Source organism: Acinetobacter sp. OYA S30, from assembly GCF_033599315.1.
Lineage (GTDB): Bacteria > Pseudomonadota > Gammaproteobacteria > Pseudomonadales > Moraxellaceae > Acinetobacter > Acinetobacter baumannii.
Genome location: NZ_JAWVAV010000033.1, coordinates 14,741 through 35,894 on the forward strand (window position 1 = coordinate 14,741; position 21,154 = coordinate 35,894).

Here is a 21,154-nt window from a genome sequence, read left to right on the forward strand (position 1 = left end):
AAGTGAGTTATGTTATGGCAAATCCTAACGATTCAAACTGGATAATTTATGGAGCAAATGGCTACACGGGCGAGTTAATCGCTCGTGAAGCTGTACGCCAAGGTCTAAAACCAACTTTGGCTGGTCGTAACAAAGCTAAGGTTGAAGCACTTGCTCAAGAGTTGGGGCTTGGTTATAAGGCTTTTGGGCTCGATAACGTGGATGCGGTAAGTGAACATCTCAAAGGCTTTAAACTGATCATGCACTGTGCAGGGCCATTTTCCGCGACATCGAAACCCATGATGGAAGCTTGTATAAAGGCAGGTGCTCACTATCTAGATATTACGGGCGAAATCTCAGTATTTGAGTTGGCACAGTCACTTAACAGCCAAGCCGAAAAAGCCGATGTTGTGCTTTGTCCAGGTGTTGGTTTTGATGTGATTCCGACAGATTGCGTTGCCGCTGCGCTCAAAGAAGCTCTGCCAGATGCGACCCATTTGGCGCTTGGTTTTGATTCAAAAACAGGGCTTTCACCAGGTACTGCAAAAACAAGTACAGAAGGTATGGCCGAAGGCGGCAAAATTCGTAAAGACGGAAAAATTACCACTGTTCCATTAGCACATTATGTCCGTACTATCGATTTCGGTGATGGTAAAAAAAGTGCTATGAGCGTTCCGTGGGGAGATGTATCTACAGCGTTTTATACAACGGGTATTCCAAACATTGAAGTATTTGTTCCTGCGCCTCCCAAAATGATTTTTGGTGCGAAAATGATGAACTGCTTCCGCCCTGTATTAAAACTCAATGCCGTGCAAAAGTTTATTAAATCGCGTATTGAAAAAACGGTTGTTGGACCAAATGAGGAACTCCGCGCGAAAGTACCCACCTATGTTTGGGGTGAAGCAAGAAATTCACGTGGTGAAATAAAAACCGCCCGTATCCAAACTGAAAACGCTTATAGCCTTACCGTAAATGGGTCACTGACTGTGGTGAATTATTTACTCAACAATACCGTTAAAGGCGGTACATATACGCCTGCAAAACTGATGGGTTATAAACTAGTGACTGAGCTGCCGGGTTCAGATCCACTGATTATTACTTAAAAGAAAAGCCAATTAGAGAGTTAATCTGTAATTGGCTTTTTAATATGAATATGTTATCAATTTATTGAATGGTACTTAAACGCTTAAGGACTGCTTCAGCAATTTCTTTACTCGACTGTGGGTTTTGTCCAGTAATAATTCTGTCGTCTGAAACCACATACGAGGTAAATGGAATAAATGCTTGTTTGTAGTTTGCTCCACGTTCAATGAGTCCGTTTTGTAAAGAAAATGGAACTTGAGACTTAATACCAGATAAAGTTTCTTCAATATTTGCAAAACCAGTAACAGTTCTACCCGCAATTAGTGGTTTACCATTTTCATTCTGTAGAGGTAATAAACCACCTACGCCGTGACAGACCGCTGAAACAATCCCACCTTGGCGATAGATCTGTTCGCTAATGTTTTGCAAAGCTTTATTGTTTGGGAAATCCCACATGGTACCGTGTCCACCCGTATAGTAAATGGCTTTGTACTGGGTAGGATTAATCGTGTTCGGAGCCAATGTCGTTTTCAACTTCTGCATAAATGCTGGGTCAGCTAAATGCTGACGAGCGGATTTGTCTAAGTAAATAGACTTTAAACTACGCTCATCTAACGGCACTTGACCGCCTAAAGGACTTACAAAATCCATTTCATAGCCAGCAGCTGATGCAACATCATAAAAATGGGTGAGTTCAGTCAACCAAAGTCCTGTTTTATCCAAACGGGAAGGGTAAGCCGAGTGATTAGTCATGACGACTAAAATTTTTCCATTCGTTTTTGCAAGGCTTTGAGCTTTATCTGAACCTGCGGCATAAACCACATTTGTAGATAAAAGAATGGCAAAAATAATGCTTAACCAACGTTGAAAATTCCACACTTTAAACATCACAGGTCCTCATTTATCACCTGTAATCAATCGTATGTTTAAAGTGTACTTTAAGGTCAATAGAATTCTATAGGTTTACGGCGTTTTTGATTTATCGTAATAGAGGTTCATAAGGCGTTCGGCATTTTCTTCACAGGTAATTTCATCGGGTTTGTTATTAATTGCTTCAATCATAGTACGTAAGTTTTGCTTACTGACTTTTAGCTTCTGTTCTAAAAGCTCTATTTCCTGAATTTTAGATTCAAGTGTTTGGATGAGTGCGTCATGGTTCCAAGTAGTTACCTTTGACGGTAAAAATGATTTAATTTCTGCTAAAGAAAACCCGACTTGCTGAGCTTGCTGAATTAAAGAAAGTTGTTTCAAATCGTTATCGGTATATTCACGGTAGCCATTCGATTTTCTTTTCGCTTTAGGCAAGAGTTTGATTTGCTCATAATAACGAATTGTAGGGGTACTTAAACCACTTAGTTTTGATAACTCGCTAATATTCATAGCCACATACTCTATTGACATTAAAGTTAACTTTAGACTTATAGTAATGTAAAAGCAAGGTTCATAACTTTACTAAGCGCACACTTTCAGTAACAGCTTTCTATGTTGTGATAGATAAAAGATAGAATTATAAATATGAAGAATGAGGTGAGAAAATGTCTAAACGCATATTACATGTCGTGACCAATGTTTCACGCTATAAGAATTTCGATGAACCAACAGGGCTGTGGTTAGGCGAACTCACTCATGCTTATGATGAGTTTGAAAAGCAAGGTTATGTGCAAGATATTGTCAGCCCAAATGGTGGAAAAACTCCAATTGAACCAAAATCGCTTGTGCCTTTAGTGGCAGATAAATCAGTTAAAGACCGAGAAAAAGATCAAGCTTTTATTACGCTGCTGGCAAATACTTTTAAGCCTTCCGATATTAATTGGCAAGATTATGATGTGATCTACTATACGGGTGGTCACGGTGTTATGTGGGATTTTTTAGATAACCCTGAACTGCAAGAAATCACCAAAAATATTTATGAAAAAGGCGGTATTGTTTCGAGTGTTTGTCATGGCTACTGTGGCTTGCTCAATGTCAGACTTTCCAATGACGAACGACTTATAAAAGGCAAAAAGTTAACAGGCTTTGCATGGAGTGAAGAAGTTTTGGCAGGGGTGGCAAAAAAAGTGCCATATAATGCCGAAGAGTTAGCGAAAGAATATGGTGCTCGTTATGAAAAGGCTTTTATTCCTTTTGCACCGTATGTCGTTCAAGACGGTAAGTTAATTACGGGGCAAAACCCGTTTTCAGCTAAAAAGACAGCTTTAGCGATAATAGAAGAGCTAGAAAAGTCATAATTTAATGATTCAAATATAAACCCTAAAAGCAAAACAGCGATGGGCTTGCTTTTAGGGTTTTAAATAAATGGATTGGTGTAAAAAATTAAGCTTAAGGAACAATCACAAAATCAGGGTTTGCTATTGCAAAAACTGCTTCACGGTCTGCAACTGGTGGATAAATCCAAACAGTATTAATTTCCTGTTTAATTTTTTTCGCTTCTTCACGCACAAATTGAACTTGTCGATCCCAACCTTCAGTATAAAGTGCGCCCCAAGAACCTAAGTCAACACAAGTGACATACTTTGGTTGGCTGTATGGATGAAGTGGTAAATCAACCAATTCTGCCGCAGCGTTGTAACCCGCCACACGGCCTAAGCTCATAGCATGCTGACACGACATCACATTAAAATTGCCTAAATCATCGGTTGGAACTTTTACAGTATCGCCAGTCACAAAAATGTTTTTTGCTTCAGGTGCATGTAAATAAGCATCCCCAATCAAACGGCCTAAATTATCTTTTTCACCAGCAATTTGAGAAGTGAGGGGGTTAGCCCGCATGCCGGCAGTCCAGATCACGGTTTCTGTTTCAATTTTTTCGCCGTTAGAAAGCGTTACGCCAGTGGCATCTAGCGCAGTAACTCTTAGCCCAGCTTTTCCTTCAACACCGAGTTCGTTAAGGGCCTCTCGAATAACAGTAGCAGCTTGGTCGCCCATTGCTGCACCAATGTCTGTTGAGGAATCAACCAAAACCACACGGACATCAGTTTCACCTAAAATGCTACGCAAACGTTCAGGCATTTCGGTCACAGTTTCTAACCCAGTAAGACCACCACCAGCAACGACTACAGTATTACGGGCTGTATTTGCAGGTTTGTTGGCTAAATTTTTAAGATGTTGGTCCAGTTTTTCAGCATCTTCTAATGTATTTACGCTAAATCCATATTCTTTTAGACCCGGTATAGGGGGCATAAAAGTCGTACTTCCGGTTGCCAGAATAAAACGGTCATAGCTTAAAGTTTGTTTGCTGCCATCGGTGGTTGAAACCTCAATTGTTTGTTGATCGCCATTAATTTTATTTACCCAACCTGCCAGAAATTTAACCCCAACCACGCTTAATAACTCTGAAATATCAGGGTTCATGTTTTCAAGCACGGCTTCATAAAGACGAGGACGAATCCCGACATTTGGGCTAGGGGAAACCATCATTACTTCAACGTTTTGTTCTTGCGATGCTAAGTGAATTGCTCTTTGTGCCGCGAGTGCAGCCCATAAACCTGCAAAGCCAGAACCAGCAATAATAATACGCTTACTCATTGGATTATCCTTTTGATAGATTTTTCGGACAACACGTTCCAGCTCATCACAAAATTTAGGGTGAGCGAATCCATTCTCTGATTGTCCGAAAAAATCTGAGAAGGCGTTTAAAACGGATTAGGGATGTTTTACTTTAGTATTTGAGGCTTATTAGCTCATTAGTCGGGAGTATCCCGCGATATTTTACTTTTCCGCATTTTTGCTGTTCTTCCTTCAATGCGTTCATTGATCCAACCATTTACATCACTAAAAAATACGTCGGGGGCATAACGGCCAAAACGGTCTGCAATATCGCCAAGTGTATGAGCACCTAAAGCGTCTCGCATAGCTTTTTCGGCCTGTAGCATGACAGCATGTACTGCACACACACCACTGGTTGCCCAATCTGGCGGGACATTGTTAAAGACTGCACATTTACCACGCACTTCTTGGCACTCAAAAAGCGGTTTTTCACCTTCGATTGCATTCACGATATCTAAAAAACTGATTTCGTGGGCAGATCGAGCCAGTAAATAGCCGCCGCGAACACCTTCTTGAGCAACAACCAGACCTGCCTTTTCAAGTTTGGGAAAAATCTTGGCCATAAAACTCGGAGAGACTCCTTGTAATTCAGCAAGATCCTTACTACTCAAAGGTTTGTCTTCATTGTTCACAAGAAAAAGAAGACAGTGAATCGCATACTCGACGCTACTAGTGATATAAGCCATTTAATTTCATAATTGATCAACTATAAACACAGACTAATGTAGTCTGCGTTTTAAGTCAACAATAAAACTAAGATAAAGTTTGTCCTAGTTTTATTTGGAAGTAGTATTGAGGCTAGATGTATAGGGTATTTAACTGAATTTAAATACCTTTAAATTGAAATTTAATAGGATAAATAATTTAAAAAATTATCGGAAAACTTACGAACGCCACCAATAATTTTCAATATTTGGTTCCTCTAAGTTCAATAATTCACCCATTTGCGGTGTGCTAATCGCTAAATTATTTTGTTGAGCCAAAGCGACAATACGTTCAAAAGGGTCGTCCCAAGCATGAAGTGCCAAGTCGAAAGTACCATTGTGCACAGGCAACAAATGACGTCCTTTTAAATCGATATAAGCTTGTAAAGTTTGCTCTGGTTGCATATGAACATCGGGCCATTCGGGGTCGTAAGCACCAGTTTCTAACATGGTCAGATCGAAAGGACCGTAACGATGTCCAATCTCTTTAAAACCGTCAAAATATCCCGTGTCACCGCTAAAAAATACACGTAAGTCATTATCAATAATCACCCACGACGCCCAAAGCGTCGCATTGCTATCACCCATTCCACGGCCTGAAAAATGATGGGCAGGGGTAGCCACCAGTTCGAGTCCATCTACATGGGTGGTGTCCCACCAGTCGAGCTGCTGAACCTTTTCTGTTGGAATTCCCCATTTAATAATGGTGTCGCCTACACCAAGTGGTGTTAAGAAATGCTCAACTTTATCGTTAAGCTGCATAACCGCGTGATAGTCCAAATGGTCGTAGTGGTTATGCGACAAAATCACGCCTTTAATGGGTGGTAAGTTTGCAATGCTAATCGGTGGTTGGTGAAAACGTTTTGGACCAATCCATTGAAAAGGTGAGGCACGCTCCGAAAAAACAGGGTCGGTTAACCAAAACTCATTTTGCAGTTTTAACAAAATGGTTGAGTGGCCCAAACGAAATAGAGAGCGGTCAGGCGCACTTAATAATTGTTCTTTTGACAAACTTAAAACAGGAATTTCTCTGTCTGGAACGGTATCTTTGGGTTTGTTAAATAGAAACTTCCACATGAGTTGAAGCGTTTTGCCAAAAGAAGGCTTGTGTTGGTTTGGACGTGTATTTCTAAATTTGCCATTGTGTTGTTGAGATGGCATTAGGGGAGAAGATAAGTCTGTTGTATTTGAAATAGTCATCTTATTTTTCCTTATTGGAACAAACCTAATGTGCAAATAAGAACTTGGGTTAAGTGCTTATTTTGATTTATTTAAATGAGTATTTACTCACTCATTAATCCATTCAAAAATAAGGACGCCGTGCATCCTTACTTTAATCTATATTGAAACTGCATGCCAAAAGGCTTCAAAACCAGATTTGCGGTAACGCTCGGCTTGAGAAGGGTCTTGGGCAATAAAATTAAGTGTAACTTCGGCAAGCGCACCTAAAATTGAAGCAATAAATAACGGCGGGTAATCTCTTAATTTGCCATCGTTAATACGTTCTTGAATGTTTTGAGTAAAATCACAAAAGGTTTGCATACCAATTTGTTTACTTTGCTCAGTAATTTGTTCCGATGTTGAAAGCTGCGCCATCACTTTACGTTTAAGGGGAGCTTCTAAACTCCAGTCCAAATAGCTTTGCCAAATGTGCGACATTTGTGTTTGCAGGTCAGCGTTAGTGGGGTAACTAAGCATCATCACCTGACGTAACTCAGCCTTTAGTGAAAGATATAATTGGTTAAGCAGTTCTTCTTTATTACTAAAATAGGTAAATAAAGTACCTTCTGCTACGCCAGCAACTTTGGCAATTTTTGAGGTAGACGCACGCTCGCCAAGCTCTGCCAATGTTTCGATAGCAGCGCTTAAAATTGCATTACGTTTATCTTCACTACGAGGACGAGCCATATACAAATAAAATAATTGAGTGATTACTCAATCATAAATAAAAATGGAAATAATGCAAGCTAAATAAAAAGCTCTTAACGAAGGGGTTTCAATAAAAAAATTGACGGTCTTTCTTTATTTTAAATAAAAGTACCTCCTTAAAAGGAGGTACAAAAGATTAAAAATTTAATAATTTAAATTGATATTAAACCAACGCTTGAAGCCGATGAAAAAATTCTATTTTTTCAACGTTACCCATGCCTTCTTTTTGAAAGTTTTGGATATGTGGTCCAAAATTATGATGATGTTCCTGATCTTTTTCACTAGCCCAATGTTCATAAAATATAAATAGACTAGGATCATTTTGATCTTGGAATAATTCATAAGTGATACAGCCGCTTTCTTTGCGGGATGGAGCTACCACTTCAATAAGATCACTTCTGACCTGATCAATCTTTTCTGGTTTTGCTCGAAGTCCCACTACTAAATAAACAGCACTCATTTTGATGTGTATCCTTTGAATAGGGACAATACAAAACTTTTATTCAGCTTTGTCGTAAGAGAATTGGATACCCGCTGTACCACCAGTCTCAATAAATAATTTCATAAATTGAGGTACAGTTTCTGAACGTTTCCAATCACGTTGCAGTTCACAGAATAACTGAGCAACACTGATCATTTTGCCGCCTGCTTGTTCAATACGACGTAAAGCAGCTTCATGCGCTGCAACAGAAGTACCACCTACAGCATCTACCACAACATATACTTCATATCCTTCAGCTAGGGCGTCTAGTGCAGGAAACGTTAAGCAAGCTTCAGTCCAAAGCGCTGTCATAATGAGTTTTCTACGGCCTGTTGCTTTTACGGCTTCTTTAAATTCGGTATCTTCCCAAGAGTTAATACTTGTACGGTCATAGGTAGGGTAATCTTTCAAAACCTTACTCAATTGTGGAATCGGTGGTTTATTTAAACCAGTCTTAACATTTACGGTTGAATGGATAATTGGCAAATTATAAACAATGGCAGCTTTTGCCGTGCCTACAATATTATTAATTAACAGTTGACGATCCATCGAAGCAATTGAGTTTACTTGAACCGGTTGATAATCAATGACAATAAAAGCAGAGTTTTCTGGAGTTAAAAGATGATCTTGTTTTGGGTCACGGATGTTTTCACTAGTCATTTTTTTCACCTTTATTAAATATAATTAAATAATACAAATATTATTTTTGTGCCATAAGTTTGGTCACTTATGAACTATATAATTAAGTGAGAAAGGACGGAACTACACAAAATTAGGCTAAAGAATCCTAAAATTGAAACAGTGGTAATTGCATGAAAACAGATTTAAATGATCTTTATTATTTTGTAAAAGTTGTACAACATGGAGGGTTTGCTTCTGCTAGTCGCGAAATTGATATTCCAAAATCTAAGTTAAGCCGCCGCATTTTATTATTAGAAGAAAGGTTAGGGGTAAGATTAATCAATAGAAATACTCGTCAATTTGATGTAACCGAGTTAGGACGAGAATACTATCATCAATGTCAAAATATGATTTTAGGTGCAGAAGCTGCACAGCAAGTCATTGAAAGAAATCAGGCAGAACCTTGTGGGGTAATAAGAGTCAGTTGCCCGCCTGCATGGTTATATGATCACATTGCAGATATGATTTCAAAATTTATGAGGTTGTATCCCCAAGTTAATATTCATCTTGAAGTAACCAATAAAAATATTGATCTGTTAAATGACGGAATAGATATCGCATTAAGAATTAGATTTCCGCCCTTGGAAGATTCCGATCAGGTCATGAAGATTTTTGCAAAAAATCCGCAATGTATAGTGGGGCATTGTGAGCTGGTCCAGCAACATGGTATGCCCGAAACCCCATTAGATCTATGTGGTTATCCTTCAATTGGGTTAGGTAACTCGGAACAAAAAAGTATATGGACACTATACAGCCGAGAGAATGGTAAAACTGAAAAAGTTATACAAACACCACGTTTGATTGTGAACGACATGATTGGTGTACGAGATGCGGTATTAAGAGGAGTTGGGATTGCTCAATTACCTTTTGCCCTGATTTATAAAGAAATTGAGCGTGGTGAATTAATTAATTTAATGCCAAATTGGGAATTAAAAAATAGCATTATGCATGCAGTTTACCCCTCGCGAAAAGGACTATTGCCAAGCGTTCGAGCACTATTAGATTTTTTATCGGAGGAGTTCGAAACACTTATTAATGAAAGACCCGGTTTTGAATAATATTCAAGGCAAGTGAATTTGTTCTTAATGAGATTTGGTCTTCAACTCAAGATTAAGTCATTTTTGAGATAGTGTGTCTCATTAATATGGATTTTATTCGGTTTTTGATAATTTCATAATAATGAAAGTTTAACTACAGACTAAAGTGCTAAAAACGAAAGCATTAACTTTGAATACGGTGAAAATTATGAATAAACACTTATTACTAAACATTGCTTTTTTAGGTTCGGTCCAGCTTTTTACAATGTCTAGTGCATTGGCTGATGTACCCTTAACTCCAGCGCAATTTGCAAAAGCAAAAACTGAAAATTTTGAAAAAAAGGTTCTTTTATCAAATTTAAATAAACCTCATGCTTTAGTCTGGGGGCCAGATAACCAGATTTGGTTGACTGAACTTGTGACAGGCAAAATCTTACGAGTAAATCCGGAAACAGGTGCAGTTAAAACAGTATTTCAAGTACCTGGTATTATTAATGATCCGCATGCACAAAACGGCTTGTTAGGTTTTGCATTCCATCCTGATTTTAAAAATAACCCATATATTTATATCTCTGGAACTTTTAAAAATCCTCAGGCAACAGACAAGAACTCTCCAAATCAGACAATTATTAGAAGATACACCTATAATAAATCAACAGATACCTTGCAAAACCCAGTTGATTTATTAGCAGGGTTACCTTCTTCTAAAGACCATCAGGCTGGTCGTTTAGTGATTGGACCAGACCATAAGATTTATTACACTTTAGGTGACCAAGGCCATAACCAGTTAACGTATTTGTTTGAGCCTAACTATGCCCAAAGTCTTCCAACCCAACAAGAATTAAAGAATAAAGACTTCCATGCCTATTCTGGTAAAGTCCTGCGTTTAAATTTGGATGGTAGTATCCCTCGTGATAACCCAAGTTTTAATGGTGTTACAAGTCATGTTTACACATTAGGTCATCGTAACCCACAAGGTTTGGCATTTGCACCAAATGGTAAGCTCTTACAAGCTGAGCAAGGCCCAAATTCTGACGATGAAATTAATTTGGTTGTTAAGGGTGGGAACTACGGTTGGCCTAATGTGGCAGGCTATAAAGATGACAGTGGTTATGCCTATGCAAACTATTCAGCCGCAACCAATAAATCTCAAATTAAAGATTTAGGACAAAACGGCATTAAAGTAGCGGCGGGTGTTCCAGTAACAAAAGAGTCTGAATGGACTGGTAAAAACTTTATTGCACCTTTGAAGACCTTATTTACCGTTCAGGATACTTATAACTATAACGACCCGATGTGTGGCGATATGACTTATATCTGCTGGCCAACGGTAGCTCCATCTTCGGCTTATGTTTATACGGGCGGTAAAAAAGCAATTCCAGGTTGGGAAAATACTTTGCTTGTTCCATCTTTAAAACGTGGGGTTATTTTCCGTATTAAGATGGATCAGACATATAGCACGACCTATGATGATGCTATTCCAATGTTCAAGAGTAACAATCGCTATCGTGATGTTATTGCAAACCCTGAAGGGAATACTTTATATGTCTTAACTGACCCGGAAGGTAATGTTCAAAAAGATGATGGTTCCGTTACAAACCAGTTGGAAAACCCAGGGGCTTTAATTAAGTTTACCTATAAAGCTAAGTAAAATAATGACAAGAATCTAAAGGTATTCCTTTAGATTCTTTTGTATATCTATATAAGGTTATTGGTCTTTTTAACTAGTTGTAGAGGGTGCCTAATAATATTTAAAAAGTACTTTTTATAAGTTACTAAGAATGAAAAGCGTGATTTTTTATATAGGACATTACGTTTAATTTACAGCAAGGAGAAGGTGAGAATTTAAATAAATACAAAAAGATAAATCAAAAGATGAGTAGTATATGAGTTCAGAAGCACATTCAATTAGCTTGATTGCACCTGTAGTTTTATTGGCGGCCGCGGTAATTGCAGTTCCTATTTTTAAACGTATTGGTTTAGGTTCGGTATTAGGTTATCTCATTGCGGGTCTGATTATTGGCCCTTTCGGTTTTGCATTTTTCCAAGATTCCACCGCAATCTTACATATTGCCGAGTTGGGCATTGTGATGTACCTATTTGTGATTGGCCTTGAAATGCAGCCATCACATTTATGGAGTCTACGACGGGAAATTTTTGGGCTAGGAACATTACAAATCATAAGCTGTGCTGTGGCATTAACAGGCGTAGGTTTGCTATTTGGTTTTACGTGGCAAGTTGCTTTTATCGGCGCAGCAGGGTTTGTATTAACATCGACTGCTATTGTGATGCAACTACTGGGCGATCGTGGTGACTTAACTCAGCCTCGCGGGCAAAAAATTGTAGCCATCTTATTATTTGAAGATTTATTGATAGTGCCATTGCTGGCTATTGTTGCTTTTATGGCACCGAATCATGTGGTCGAAAGCACATCGGTACGTTTAGAAAATATAGGAATTGGTTTATTGGCCATTGCAGGTCTGATTGCAGCAGGGCATTGGTTACTTAATCCATTATTTAGAATCTTGGCTGCCGCTAAAGCAAGAGAAGTGATGACCGCTGCCGCTTTGCTGGTGGTATTGGGTGCTGCATTGCTCATGCAAGTGAGCGGTTTGACTATGGCAATGGGCGCTTTCTTGGCTGGTGTGTTGCTATCTGAATCTACCTTTAGGCATCAAATTGAAGCTGATATTGAACCTTTCCGTGGAATCCTGTTAGGCCTCTTTTTCCTTGGGGTTGGCATGTCACTGGATTTATCAGTGGTTGCTCAAAACTGGCAGCTTATTGTAAGTAGCGTAATTGCTCTCATGTTTGCTAAAGCCATCATGATTTATATGGTCGCGCGAGTAACTAAGAGTTCTCATACTGAGGCCTTAGATCGTGCCTTATTGATGGCTCAAGGTGGCGAGTTTGCCTTTGTACTTTTTTCTGCCGCATTAAGTGCACAAGTCATTGATAGTACTATTAAATCAAACCTAACTGCTATTGTTGTACTTTCAATGGTGTTAACCCCAATTGTAGGTATTATTTTTAAGCGTTTTACTCAATCTAAGGCGAATGTTTCATTAGAAAACATCAATATTGCCGAGGGTTTAACTGGTAATGTTTTAATGATCGGTTTCGGGCGATTTGGGCAGGTAACCAGTCAATTATTGTTGGCAAGAGGAGTAGACGTCACCATTATTGATAATAATACCGACATGATCCGAAATGCTGAAAGATTTGGTTTTAAAATTTATTATGGCGATGGTTGCCGTTTAGATATTCTACATGCGTCTGGAGCCGCAACTGCACAAGCAATTGTAGTATGTGTAGATAGTAAAGAAACTACTAATAGAATTGTAGAACTTGTGACTCATGAATTTCCGTTAGCGAAATTATTAGTTCGTTCATATGATCGTGAGCATTCACTACATTTAGTCAAACAAAAAGTAGACTACATGATCCGTGAAACTTTTGAGTCTGCCATCAAATTTGGGGGCGTTATTTTACAAGAACTAGGTGTAGATGAAGACGAGGTAGAGCGAATTACCGAAGAAATTCGGGATTTGGACAATGAGCGTTTTGAAACTGAAATTGCCGCCGATGATGTATATGCCGGAGCGGGTATGCAATATACGCATGCACATCATCCGAGACCAACAGCACCATTAATTCGGCCAAAACAGGAAGGGCGTATTTTAAATAAAGATGATGCTTCGGATAATGAAAATATGGATGGGTAAATGCTCCAAAATTTTTAGGTGAAAATCTGGAGGCTAAAGAGTTGTTAACGACATTCAGGGCTATAAGGAATCCGGTCGATTCTTTTTTGTAAAATTGACGGATTCACTACGCTTTCATACATTTGTCGGTACGTTAAACGATGATCTTCATTATTATGATAGTTAATTAGTTCGAGTAACTTAAACTTATATTCTTTATGACCAGCGTGGTACATTGCCGCATAATTTCCCCATAATGCATATTGGTACCATAACTGTGCTTTAGGAATTAGATTTATTTCGTTTAAATAGCTGGACGCAGTTTTTTCATAACATTGCTTTATAAGTGATATATCTTTTTTCATCCGTTTTAAGAAAATACATTGCGTTTCTTGAAGCTTGGAATTATTAGCTTTCGTTAACATTTTTTCTGTAATGACATATGCTTGTTCAAGGCAACCCAGACGAATAAGAATTTTCCTTTTAGTTTTTAAAATGGCTAAATTATCTTCATTAGATGGCATAGTATTTAATAATTTTTTTAATTTTAAATTGATTGATTTTTGATCATTATTGTTAGGTAAGTTATAAATAATATTGTTGTATTCATAAATATATTTATTAGCTGTTAGTTGGTGTTTCGGCATATATTCCTGATTATTTATAGTTAATGCAGAATCCTCACTAGTTTTATTGCAAGCAACTAGACCTATACTAATAAAAGAAAGTGCTAAAAATTTATACATTACAATTTTACCTATTTTATTAGTTAAGAGATTAATTAATAACATTAAAAAATAGGTATCAATATTGTATAATTTTTTACTATATATTCATATAGAATATAGCTGTTTTGATAAAATAAATTTAATATTGTTTTTCTTGTAATTTATTGTTTTTATGCATTGTTTTTATAATTTTAATTATGATTAATAAATAGAAATCTAATATTTTTATATTAATCGCTCACACCCATATAAAATGAGTGAAGCGGTTAACTAATAAAAATTATTTCTTATCATTTCTCCAAGCTTTTTGTACCTGACTAGCAATAGCAGGATAATCCATAACAAAACGTATATGAGACTCAACACCTGTTTTTAAGGTTGCATCATCTACAATAAATTCTGGGCTATGATTAGGAGCTGCTTTACTCATATCTTGATTTTTAGGAGTCGCACCGAGTGAAATATAAAGTGAGGGCATAAGCTTGCCATAGTGTGCGAAGTCGTCACTTGCACTTGCATTAGTCTCCATACGATGCAAATTATTTTTACCAACCGTATTTTCTAATGTAGGCAAAATTAATTGAGTTAACATTTTATTGTTATAAGTTACAGGTGCATAAGGCGAGAGTTCAATATCAGCTTTTACATTGTTTGCAAGCGCAGTATGAGTGACCATTTTAGGCAATTGTTGAAGAATATTTTGACGGATATCTTCGTTATTGGTACGAATAGTACCTTCCATATCAACTTCTCTCGGAATAATGTTGGCCGCAGTTCCGCCGGAAATATGTCCTACCGTTATCACGGCCATACCTTTAGTAAGATCAGAACGGCGACTGATCATCGTTTGAATATTATTAATAATGGCAGCAGATGCCACAATTGGATCTCGACCAGCCCATGGCATAGAAGCATGCACTTGCTGTCCAGTCAGTTTAATGCGGAATTCATCAGCACTATTAAGCATAGCTTCATCTTTATAGAAAATGCTGCCACTTGGAATACCTGAAACGACATGGATACCAAACATGACTTCAGGTTCTGGCTTTTTAAGTGCGCCGTCTGTAATCATCTTTCTTGAGCCGATTTGGTCACCTTGGCTAAAACCAGCCAAATCAGCAGCTCCTTCTTCAGAAGGTTGGAAAACAAAAACAACAGTGCCCGCGAGTCTATTCTTGTTTTCTGCAAGTATTTTTGCTGCACCTAATAGCATAGCCGTATGTGCGTCATGACCGCATGCATGCATAACAGGCTGTAACTCACCCTGATATTGTGCTTTTACTTTGCTTGCATAGCTCAAATTTGTTTTTTCTTCGATGGGTAAGGCATCCATGTCTGCTCTTAATGCCATAACGGGACCAGGCAGATCGCCTTTTAAGATCCCAATAACACCAGTTTTTGCAAAACCTTTTCGAACTTTGATCCCATAAGACTTAAACTCATTTTGCACTAATTTTGAAGTGTTGAACTCCATGTTCCCAAGTTCTGGATGCTCGTGAATATAATGGCGAATTTGAATAATTTTTGATTCATTTTTAGAAACAGAATCTTTAATCCAATCGGCAAAACTTGTCTGGGCGGTAATGAGTAAGGGTGCCCCCAACACCAGTTTATAAAATCCTTTCATCGTCTTTTCGAAAGATTTATTAAATAAACAATCCATGTTTTGCCTCAATAGTCAGTTCTTATTTAGAGGAGAACAAACGGACAAAATGCCCGGTTCTCAATATTAAATTTTGTGATAAAGCGTATTTGGCGTTATGGCTATGCATGGTTCATATGTATAGTCACAACCTAACATGTATATACAACTTTATGCATATAAAAATAGCTTATCTAATAAAAAAAATGCAATATTTATCTAATACTTCTTAATCATTTTTATTAAGTTAAGCTTATAGGCGTATAAGGGGACTTGGCGTATACAACATTTGAAAAAAATAGAGGCGGGAGCTTGTACTTATAAAACAGTGTTCAATATTACTTTATATAATGTTTAGACAAAGTACCTAATACAATGAAAAACAATAATTAATTAAATAATTTCTAGCCAATTTCACATTGACAGCTCAAATATTGAAGATTACCATTTGCGGGCTGGCCTACATTGCCAGTCGGTTTTGACGGACCGAGTTTGTAAGACCACATCAGAGCTATTCCTTCTGAGGGATACTTATATGTGCACACCCCGTTCCCTCCCGTAGCGGTAGGACGGGAGTGGGACACCTTCGGGTGTGCTGGAGTCTTACCCAGTCCGTCAACCTGCTTCCGTTCTGCCACCATAATTTATAATGCTTTGGCAGAACTCCCAAAAGAAGGAGTTGGCTATGCACATTCATAAATTATTGGCACTCACTGTCAAAATCTATCTCGACACAACTTAAAATTTTAAAGCAGTTTGATTGCCTATAGGCTTTTCAGGCTTTAAATCGTCACGACCAAAACTTAGCAACAATAAAACTTGAGATGTGCCAAGCACAGTCTTTACGGCTTTGCTGTGCCTTTTTTTCTCCCAGAAAAGGCACAGGCTTTTTATTCTCTTTTAGAAACAACAAGAATTTATAACGGTAAAACTATGCAAAATTTAAAAAATTCTTCCAAAAAATTACAGGTTATTCATACTGCCATACGTCTATTTGTTACTTACGGTTTTCACACGACGGGCGTAGACCTAATTATTAAAGAAGCCAAAATAACCAAGGCGACTTTTTATAATTACTTTCACTCAAAAGAACGGTTAATTGAAATGTGCATTGCTTTTCAAAAAAGCCTGCTGAAAGAAGAAGTACTTGCCATTATTTACTCAAACCGTTATCGCACTTCAAAGGACAAACTCAAAGAAATTATAAACTTACATGTTAACTTTAATAGCCTGTATTACCTTTTGCTTAAAGCCTTTTTTGAAATTAAACATATGTATGTGAGCGCTTACCGTATGGCGGTTGAGTATAGAAGGTGGCTACTTCATGAGATTTTTGACCTCATTTTTAGTTTAGAAACCCATGCATTAAAGCCCGATGCCAATTTGGTTTTAAACCTAATTGATGGCTTGATGTTCCAGATTTTAAGCTCAAAGAGTTTGGAGGAAAGGGATATGGTGGTGGAGGGGTTTTTTGGCAGGTTGGGCCGTTAATAGTTTTTATTATCACGTCTGCTATTAAATAAGTTAAAGCTGAGAATTAATTATTTCATATAATAAAATTTTAAATTATTATATTTAAAAGTATTTTATACCATTCAATAAAAAAGAGTAAATTTGATGACACTTAATAAAACTATTTTTCTTTTTCTACTTTCAGCTCTTATAGTGGGCTGTGGTGGTGGAGGAAGTAGCGATACTGTTGCCACAACAAAAGATGAAATTCTTAATACAGAGTTTGATAATACTACTTCTTACAAATGGGGATCTATTCAATTTGATACAACATTTGTTGAGATTACAAAGAATTCAAGAAATGGAAATATTTGGTATGCTGATTATCCTAAGTTAGATAAAGGTACAGAACCAGATATAGGACGCTTAATGTTAAGTACAGATGGCCTTTATAGACCAGATGAGACGAAGTATCCATTGGGTTATAGACGTTATATTTTGAGATCGACTTCGCAAGATGGAACGACACTTAGAAAAACCCCTTATAACAAAGATGGTCTAAAAAATATTGTTATAGAGGAGAAAGGGCGCTGGATTGATTTAAAAAATGTCAGGATAAGTGACAGAACCGCTGTATATTGGAATCTTCTTGCAGAGAAAATTCCTACAAGTGTATTTTTTCATCCAAAACTTATTGGTGATCAGTTTAAAGATTTTTTAGCTTTAACCAAGAAAAATACATTTCCAGCAGGAGCGAAATGTTTTCAGGTTGAAAGAATAAGTTATTCAGTACCTTATTATGTAATTACAAATACGGACAGCTTGGCTTTTATTAATGGTGTTAGTGTTAATAACCTTTCAAATTATATTTCTTTAGCTGGAAGTAATGCCGTTACTGGAAAATGGGGCAATGTACAGTGGGCTTATTTAAATACCGAGGCAAATGATCCAAAGTATTATACGATTTCAGTTTATATGAATATAGACAATAAATTAGCTTCAGGTTATTGGCAAAAGAATCCTAACACTTCAATTGATAGTATTGTTGCAGGTTATGAAAGATCACTTGATTCATTTAATAATTATGAGGATGTAATTTCTTTCCAAAGCGCAATTGAAGAAGCAAAGAATGAATGTACTTACTATAATTCAGTTGCTTCTCAAAAAATTGAATCATTGATTAATCAGAGCTTAGTGAATTAATTTTCAGATTATTTCATTTCTAAAATTGATAATTTAATTTGAATCGAGTCTAGTCTTTTTAGGATTAGACTCATCGTTATTCTTGAGTAGAAAACTCATGAGGATAAAGCTTACTTGAAAGAGTAAAGATTTTTACAGTATTGAAATTATATTGTCATTTTTAAACTTTATTTTTGCTTAATTATTTTTGAAGATCAGTTAAATGAAAAAGATTAAATTAATAAGTATTCTGGGCATAGTTGCATTCATGTTGTCAGGTTGTCTGCAAATGTTTCCACCTACCGTAGCCGAGATAAATCCTGGAATTTATCAACTTCATGCTCAAAGCAATGCATTTGGTTCAAGGGATGCTTTACGATCAAAGCTCATCACTAAGGCGGAAGAAGTATGTAAGAATAAAGGCTTTGATGAGTTAGATAGTAATAACAAAATTGTAAACTATCATACTGCCTACAATTCAGGAATGATTATTCCGGTGAGTACAAAAGCAGCGATTTTGAAAGTTAAGTGTAAAGACTAACTTAAATAGAAGGGGAATATTCTTTGTAGAAAGGATGAACTTACAAATAAACTATTTTCTGTTATGTTATTTATAGAATCCACAGTTAATATGATTCGAATTAATATAAAGATATTTTCATTCTGAAGCTTAAAAGCTCACAAAGATGTGGGCTTTTTTATTACACATTGCTTAAAAAATATACAGAAACCTCTTTAAAACGAGTTAGAATGCTACAAACGCGAATGATACTTTAAACTCCACTCTTCCCAATAAGTGAGGTGAGCTATGAAATTGTTAGCTTTGGTTAGCATGGGAGTTGCAGCGAGTTATTGGTATAAAACTATAAAAAATAGCAAGCCAACTCTTCTGAAACCTAATTTTGATGAAATAGTAAAAAACTTTGTATTAGCAGAATTTAAAGCCTAATGCATTTGATAATCTTAATTAAATAAAAAGCTCATCGGAAGATGGGCTTTTTTTATTGTAATAGTGTTTATTGAGTTTGGAGCAAGTTGGTATTTATAATTGCTCCAAATTTTTAAATACAAATGGCAAATGACAAATGACAACTACAGTAAGACTTAATCACACATCATCTTCTGGAACTAAAGGAGATGGACGTGATCAGAAAGAAAAATTTATAGATTATTGTGAATATAAGTATTTTCTACCTGATAGTCAGAAATGGGGTGTTTCAGTGAAAACTGAATTAACTCAAGCAGAAATAATAGAAAAGCAAAAATGCAATGATGCTATCAATAATCCTTTCACATCAGAATACTATCTTTTGCTTTGTCTCATAATTATTACGATTATATTTTTCACTTTTTGGAATATGAAAGGTTATCTTTCTATAAAGAGAAGAGAGCAAGAGAAAGGAATTAAAGCGAATATATCATTTGAAATGAAAATCATATGTTTAGTTTCATTCTTTCTTACTCTCATTGTCGCGGGAGTATTGTACGCTCTCTATTTTCTATGTCCTAATTATAAGTATCATTACTGAAGTATCTAAGTTAGTCGAACATGTTTCGCTATAGAAATTCCACTAAATATTGATTATTAGTGGGATTTTTAATTTATATATTAGATAGCTTCTTAGGTTCTTCTTAAAAAAAACAATAATCCAAAACAAAATATAAATACAATATACCAAGTGTCTCTTACAAGTTGATAGTCGCCTATACTTTGTAGTATTTCAAATATAGGTCCACATGCAAATATTGATACAATTACATATCCTGCAAGTGTAATGCCCCAGTCATCAAGACCAAGTTTACGTTCTGGTTTTTCACCAGTTGATTTTCGTTTAATCCATTTTAAGAATGACTTATAATAAAAATATAAAGCTCCAATCCCCACAATCATTAATATAAGTGTGTCGAGGGGGCCACTATAAGAGGAGCTTCCAATTCTTGGACTCATATGTATTGCAGCTAATCCATGTAGTGATGTAGACAATAATATTAATAATGCACTTAATTTTTTGATCATAATAAATATAACTGAACTAAACCTAAATTTTAGGAAATTAATTGGAAAGTTTAATTTATATAAAAGGTAACCTGTTTGAATTGGCTTTGCTAGAGGTTTTTGCTCAAGAACCTTAATTTGGTTTCATCTTAGCCTTGGCCGTTATTTTTTTATGAATATTAGTGTCATAGTTAAGAAATTTAAAGATATTTAAATTTATCATAGTGTTATTGTAAGAAAGTTTAATATTAATTAACTGTAATATGCCCTCTAATGGAGGGATTTTTGTTTTGATGGATCTTAAAATTACTTTACTAAAGAAGTCATTTAATTAGATGATCGATTTTTTAGTCATGAAAAAAATAATACAGGTCAAAGAACGGCGTGATATGGTATGTAAACACCTCCAAGAATATGGATTAGATATGTCAGACAATACAACGAAATGGCTTTGTGTAGGTGGTGTACTAAGTGGAGAATGGAGAGAGCATCAATTAGAAGCTTTTGATGTTGATCCTAATGATTTAAATACTCATAGTTATGAACCAATGAAACTTATTAACCCTGTTACCAAAGCAGAACAGCACTTTTATGTATATACGGAGTTACAGGAACAGGCATATGATAGGGCAATAAATTTTGCCTTATATAAAAATCAATAAGGATGAGAGAGCACTTAGGTGCTCTTTTTAATGAGTGGGTAAGTACTGGTTAAGTAGAAATACAATTAAAAAAGCCCCTCATATCTGAGAGACTAGTCATATCAATTTTCTGGAATGAATGGCTGCAATTTCTTAAAATAACTAAACAAATCAAATTGATAAAAGTAGTTAATAGTATAATAAATCAGTGCACTAATTTATTCTTAATAGTAGCAGGACCTCAAAATAACTTCCAAGGCACTGTTAATAAGAAATTATTTGTTATTTGGATCAGGTTGATCATTATTCTCAGGCAAATCTTTTACGGTGCCAGGAACTTCTGATGGTTGAGTTTCAGTAGGTGGTTGT

General features: G+C 36.4%; 23 protein-coding genes. 12 read left to right on the forward strand and 11 right to left on the reverse strand.

Features of this window, described 5'->3' with window-relative positions; genetic code table 11:
* Nucleotides 1-14: 14 nt before the first annotated feature.
* Nucleotides 15-1,082 (forward strand): saccharopine dehydrogenase family protein, encoded by a 1,068-nt coding sequence (locus R5R67_RS14810; protein WP_000013067.1) that lies wholly within the window; start codon nucleotides 15-17, stop codon nucleotides 1,080-1,082.
* A 61-nt stretch (nucleotides 1,083-1,143) separates the two neighbouring features.
* Here the strand turns inward: R5R67_RS14810 and R5R67_RS14815 are convergent, their stop codons facing one another.
* Together R5R67_RS14815 and R5R67_RS14820 are read right to left on the reverse strand one after the other, a co-directional pair.
* Nucleotides 1,144-1,950 (reverse strand): type 1 glutamine amidotransferase domain-containing protein, encoded by an 807-nt coding sequence (locus R5R67_RS14815; protein WP_000477558.1) that lies wholly within the window; start codon nucleotides 1,948-1,950, stop codon nucleotides 1,144-1,146.
* 75 nt (nucleotides 1,951-2,025) lie between these two features.
* On the reverse strand, nucleotides 2,026-2,442 hold the full coding sequence (locus R5R67_RS14820; protein WP_001026794.1) for a MerR family transcriptional regulator: 417 nt from the start codon (nucleotides 2,440-2,442) through the stop codon (nucleotides 2,026-2,028).
* A 155-nt stretch (nucleotides 2,443-2,597) separates the two neighbouring features.
* Here R5R67_RS14820 and R5R67_RS14825 point away from each other — a divergent pair, with 155 nt between their 5' ends.
* Complete coding sequence (locus R5R67_RS14825) at nucleotides 2,598-3,290, forward strand: type 1 glutamine amidotransferase domain-containing protein (protein WP_000044207.1); 693 nt, start codon at nucleotides 2,598-2,600, stop codon at nucleotides 3,288-3,290.
* A 91-nt stretch (nucleotides 3,291-3,381) separates the two neighbouring features.
* Here the strand turns inward: R5R67_RS14825 and R5R67_RS14830 are convergent, their stop codons facing one another.
* From R5R67_RS14830 to R5R67_RS14855, 6 genes are all read right to left on the reverse strand, one after another.
* A complete protein-coding gene (locus R5R67_RS14830) occupies nucleotides 3,382-4,587 on the reverse strand; it encodes an NAD(P)/FAD-dependent oxidoreductase (RefSeq protein ID WP_000044152.1) in 1,206 nt (401 codons plus the stop codon).
* A 158-nt stretch (nucleotides 4,588-4,745) separates the two neighbouring features.
* Nucleotides 4,746-5,294 (reverse strand): RrF2 family transcriptional regulator, encoded by a 549-nt coding sequence (locus R5R67_RS14835; protein WP_000323489.1) that lies wholly within the window; start codon nucleotides 5,292-5,294, stop codon nucleotides 4,746-4,748.
* A 198-nt stretch (nucleotides 5,295-5,492) separates the two neighbouring features.
* Nucleotides 5,493-6,512 carry an MBL fold metallo-hydrolase gene (locus R5R67_RS14840; protein WP_000155961.1) on the reverse strand — a complete coding sequence of 340 codons (1,020 nt, stop codon included), beginning with the start codon at nucleotides 6,510-6,512 and terminating at the stop codon, nucleotides 5,493-5,495.
* Nucleotides 6,513-6,650: 138 nt separating this feature from the next.
* Entirely contained in the window at nucleotides 6,651-7,220 is a 570-nt protein-coding gene (locus tag R5R67_RS14845) for a TetR/AcrR family transcriptional regulator (RefSeq protein WP_000113714.1), read from the reverse strand.
* 184 nt (nucleotides 7,221-7,404) lie between these two features.
* On the reverse strand, nucleotides 7,405-7,701 hold the full coding sequence (locus R5R67_RS14850) for a putative quinol monooxygenase (RefSeq protein ID WP_001277234.1): 297 nt from the start codon (nucleotides 7,699-7,701) through the stop codon (nucleotides 7,405-7,407).
* A gap of 39 nt (nucleotides 7,702-7,740) precedes the next feature.
* Nucleotides 7,741-8,382, reverse strand: coding sequence for a hydrolase (locus R5R67_RS14855; RefSeq protein ID WP_000200064.1), 642 nt, complete (start codon nucleotides 8,380-8,382; stop codon nucleotides 7,741-7,743).
* Between the two features lie 152 nt (nucleotides 8,383-8,534).
* Here R5R67_RS14855 and R5R67_RS14860 point away from each other — a divergent pair, with 152 nt between their 5' ends.
* The 3 genes from R5R67_RS14860 to R5R67_RS14870 all read left to right on the forward strand — a co-directional run bounded on the left by R5R67_RS14860 (nucleotide 8,535) and on the right by R5R67_RS14870 (nucleotide 13,165).
* Entirely contained in the window at nucleotides 8,535-9,461 is a 927-nt protein-coding gene (locus tag R5R67_RS14860; RefSeq protein WP_000845357.1) for a LysR substrate-binding domain-containing protein, read from the forward strand.
* Between the two features lie 187 nt (nucleotides 9,462-9,648).
* Nucleotides 9,649-11,091 carry a glucose/sorbosone family PQQ-dependent dehydrogenase gene (locus tag R5R67_RS14865; RefSeq protein ID WP_001032878.1) on the forward strand — a complete coding sequence of 481 codons (1,443 nt, stop codon included), beginning with the start codon at nucleotides 9,649-9,651 and terminating at the stop codon, nucleotides 11,089-11,091.
* A 235-nt stretch (nucleotides 11,092-11,326) separates the two neighbouring features.
* Nucleotides 11,327-13,165, forward strand: a complete 1,839-nt coding sequence (locus R5R67_RS14870) for a monovalent cation:proton antiporter-2 (CPA2) family protein (RefSeq protein WP_002062147.1) — start codon at nucleotides 11,327-11,329, stop codon at nucleotides 13,163-13,165.
* A 44-nt stretch (nucleotides 13,166-13,209) separates the two neighbouring features.
* Here the strand turns inward: R5R67_RS14870 and R5R67_RS14875 are convergent, their stop codons facing one another.
* Together R5R67_RS14875 and R5R67_RS14880 are read right to left on the reverse strand one after the other, a co-directional pair.
* Nucleotides 13,210-13,890, reverse strand: a complete 681-nt coding sequence (locus R5R67_RS14875) for a hypothetical protein (protein WP_000276393.1) — start codon at nucleotides 13,888-13,890, stop codon at nucleotides 13,210-13,212.
* Nucleotides 13,891-14,152: 262 nt separating this feature from the next.
* The gene (locus tag R5R67_RS14880) at nucleotides 14,153-15,535 is read right to left on the reverse strand and encodes an amidohydrolase (protein WP_000340502.1); all 1,383 of its coding nucleotides are present in this window, start codon (nucleotides 15,533-15,535) and stop codon (nucleotides 14,153-14,155) included.
* Nucleotides 15,536-16,447: 912 nt separating this feature from the next.
* Between R5R67_RS14880 and R5R67_RS14885 the strand changes: the two genes are divergently transcribed.
* The 5 genes from R5R67_RS14885 to R5R67_RS14905 all read left to right on the forward strand — a co-directional run bounded on the left by R5R67_RS14885 (nucleotide 16,448) and on the right by R5R67_RS14905 (nucleotide 19,677).
* The gene (locus R5R67_RS14885) at nucleotides 16,448-17,005 is read left to right on the forward strand and encodes a TetR/AcrR family transcriptional regulator (RefSeq protein WP_002062145.1); all 558 of its coding nucleotides are present in this window, start codon (nucleotides 16,448-16,450) and stop codon (nucleotides 17,003-17,005) included.
* A gap of 126 nt (nucleotides 17,006-17,131) precedes the next feature.
* A complete protein-coding gene (locus tag R5R67_RS14890; RefSeq protein ID WP_000174322.1) occupies nucleotides 17,132-18,169 on the forward strand; it encodes a hypothetical protein in 1,038 nt (345 codons plus the stop codon).
* Between the two features lie 202 nt (nucleotides 18,170-18,371).
* Entirely contained in the window at nucleotides 18,372-18,689 is a 318-nt protein-coding gene (locus R5R67_RS14895) for a hypothetical protein (protein ID WP_000721411.1), read from the forward strand.
* Nucleotides 18,690-18,956: 267 nt separating this feature from the next.
* Nucleotides 18,957-19,097, forward strand: coding sequence for a hypothetical protein (locus R5R67_RS14900; protein WP_000770269.1), 141 nt, complete (start codon nucleotides 18,957-18,959; stop codon nucleotides 19,095-19,097).
* A gap of 136 nt (nucleotides 19,098-19,233) precedes the next feature.
* Complete coding sequence (locus R5R67_RS14905) at nucleotides 19,234-19,677, forward strand: hypothetical protein (RefSeq protein ID WP_318754947.1); 444 nt, start codon at nucleotides 19,234-19,236, stop codon at nucleotides 19,675-19,677.
* A 92-nt stretch (nucleotides 19,678-19,769) separates the two neighbouring features.
* Here the strand turns inward: R5R67_RS14905 and R5R67_RS14910 are convergent, their stop codons facing one another.
* Complete coding sequence (locus R5R67_RS14910) at nucleotides 19,770-20,165, reverse strand: putative four-helix membrane protein (RefSeq protein ID WP_412838334.1); 396 nt, start codon at nucleotides 20,163-20,165, stop codon at nucleotides 19,770-19,772.
* A gap of 79 nt (nucleotides 20,166-20,244) precedes the next feature.
* Here R5R67_RS14910 and R5R67_RS14915 point away from each other — a divergent pair, with 79 nt between their 5' ends.
* Nucleotides 20,245-20,358 carry a hypothetical protein gene (locus R5R67_RS14915; RefSeq protein WP_318754950.1) on the forward strand — a complete coding sequence of 38 codons (114 nt, stop codon included), beginning with the start codon at nucleotides 20,245-20,247 and terminating at the stop codon, nucleotides 20,356-20,358.
* A gap of 211 nt (nucleotides 20,359-20,569) precedes the next feature.
* Nucleotides 20,570-20,806, forward strand: a complete 237-nt coding sequence (locus R5R67_RS14920) for a hypothetical protein (RefSeq protein WP_318754951.1) — start codon at nucleotides 20,570-20,572, stop codon at nucleotides 20,804-20,806.
* Nucleotides 20,807-21,154: the final 348 nt, after the last annotated feature.

Coding starts and splice junctions, on each gene's coding strand:
- R5R67_RS14810 (WP_000013067.1), top strand. CDS start 15: ATGGCAAATCCTAACGATTCAAACTGGATAATTTATGGAGCAAATGGC.
- R5R67_RS14815 (WP_000477558.1), bottom strand. CDS start 1,950: ATGTTTAAAGTGTGGAATTTTCAACGTTGGTTAAGCATTATTTTTGCC.
- R5R67_RS14820 (WP_001026794.1), bottom strand. CDS start 2,442: ATGAATATTAGCGAGTTATCAAAACTAAGTGGTTTAAGTACCCCTACA.
- R5R67_RS14825 (WP_000044207.1), top strand. CDS start 2,598: ATGTCTAAACGCATATTACATGTCGTGACCAATGTTTCACGCTATAAG.
- R5R67_RS14830 (WP_000044152.1), bottom strand. CDS start 4,587: ATGAGTAAGCGTATTATTATTGCTGGTTCTGGCTTTGCAGGTTTATGG.
- R5R67_RS14835 (WP_000323489.1), bottom strand. CDS start 5,294: ATGGCTTATATCACTAGTAGCGTCGAGTATGCGATTCACTGTCTTCTT.
- R5R67_RS14840 (WP_000155961.1), bottom strand. CDS start 6,512: ATGACTATTTCAAATACAACAGACTTATCTTCTCCCCTAATGCCATCT.
- R5R67_RS14845 (WP_000113714.1), bottom strand. CDS start 7,220: ATGGCTCGTCCTCGTAGTGAAGATAAACGTAATGCAATTTTAAGCGCT.
- R5R67_RS14850 (WP_001277234.1), bottom strand. CDS start 7,701: ATGAGTGCTGTTTATTTAGTAGTGGGACTTCGAGCAAAACCAGAAAAG.
- R5R67_RS14855 (WP_000200064.1), bottom strand. CDS start 8,382: ATGACTAGTGAAAACATCCGTGACCCAAAACAAGATCATCTTTTAACT.
- R5R67_RS14860 (WP_000845357.1), top strand. CDS start 8,535: ATGAAAACAGATTTAAATGATCTTTATTATTTTGTAAAAGTTGTACAA.
- R5R67_RS14865 (WP_001032878.1), top strand. CDS start 9,649: ATGAATAAACACTTATTACTAAACATTGCTTTTTTAGGTTCGGTCCAG.
- R5R67_RS14870 (WP_002062147.1), top strand. CDS start 11,327: ATGAGTTCAGAAGCACATTCAATTAGCTTGATTGCACCTGTAGTTTTA.
- R5R67_RS14875 (WP_000276393.1), bottom strand. CDS start 13,890: ATGTATAAATTTTTAGCACTTTCTTTTATTAGTATAGGTCTAGTTGCT.
- R5R67_RS14880 (WP_000340502.1), bottom strand. CDS start 15,535: ATGGATTGTTTATTTAATAAATCTTTCGAAAAGACGATGAAAGGATTT.
- R5R67_RS14885 (WP_002062145.1), top strand. CDS start 16,448: ATGCAAAATTTAAAAAATTCTTCCAAAAAATTACAGGTTATTCATACT.
- R5R67_RS14890 (WP_000174322.1), top strand. CDS start 17,132: ATGACACTTAATAAAACTATTTTTCTTTTTCTACTTTCAGCTCTTATA.
- R5R67_RS14895 (WP_000721411.1), top strand. CDS start 18,372: ATGAAAAAGATTAAATTAATAAGTATTCTGGGCATAGTTGCATTCATG.
- R5R67_RS14900 (WP_000770269.1), top strand. CDS start 18,957: ATGAAATTGTTAGCTTTGGTTAGCATGGGAGTTGCAGCGAGTTATTGG.
- R5R67_RS14905 (WP_318754947.1), top strand. CDS start 19,234: ATGACAACTACAGTAAGACTTAATCACACATCATCTTCTGGAACTAAA.
- R5R67_RS14910 (WP_412838334.1), bottom strand. CDS start 20,165: ATGATCAAAAAATTAAGTGCATTATTAATATTATTGTCTACATCACTA.
- R5R67_RS14920 (WP_318754951.1), top strand. CDS start 20,570: ATGTCAGACAATACAACGAAATGGCTTTGTGTAGGTGGTGTACTAAGT.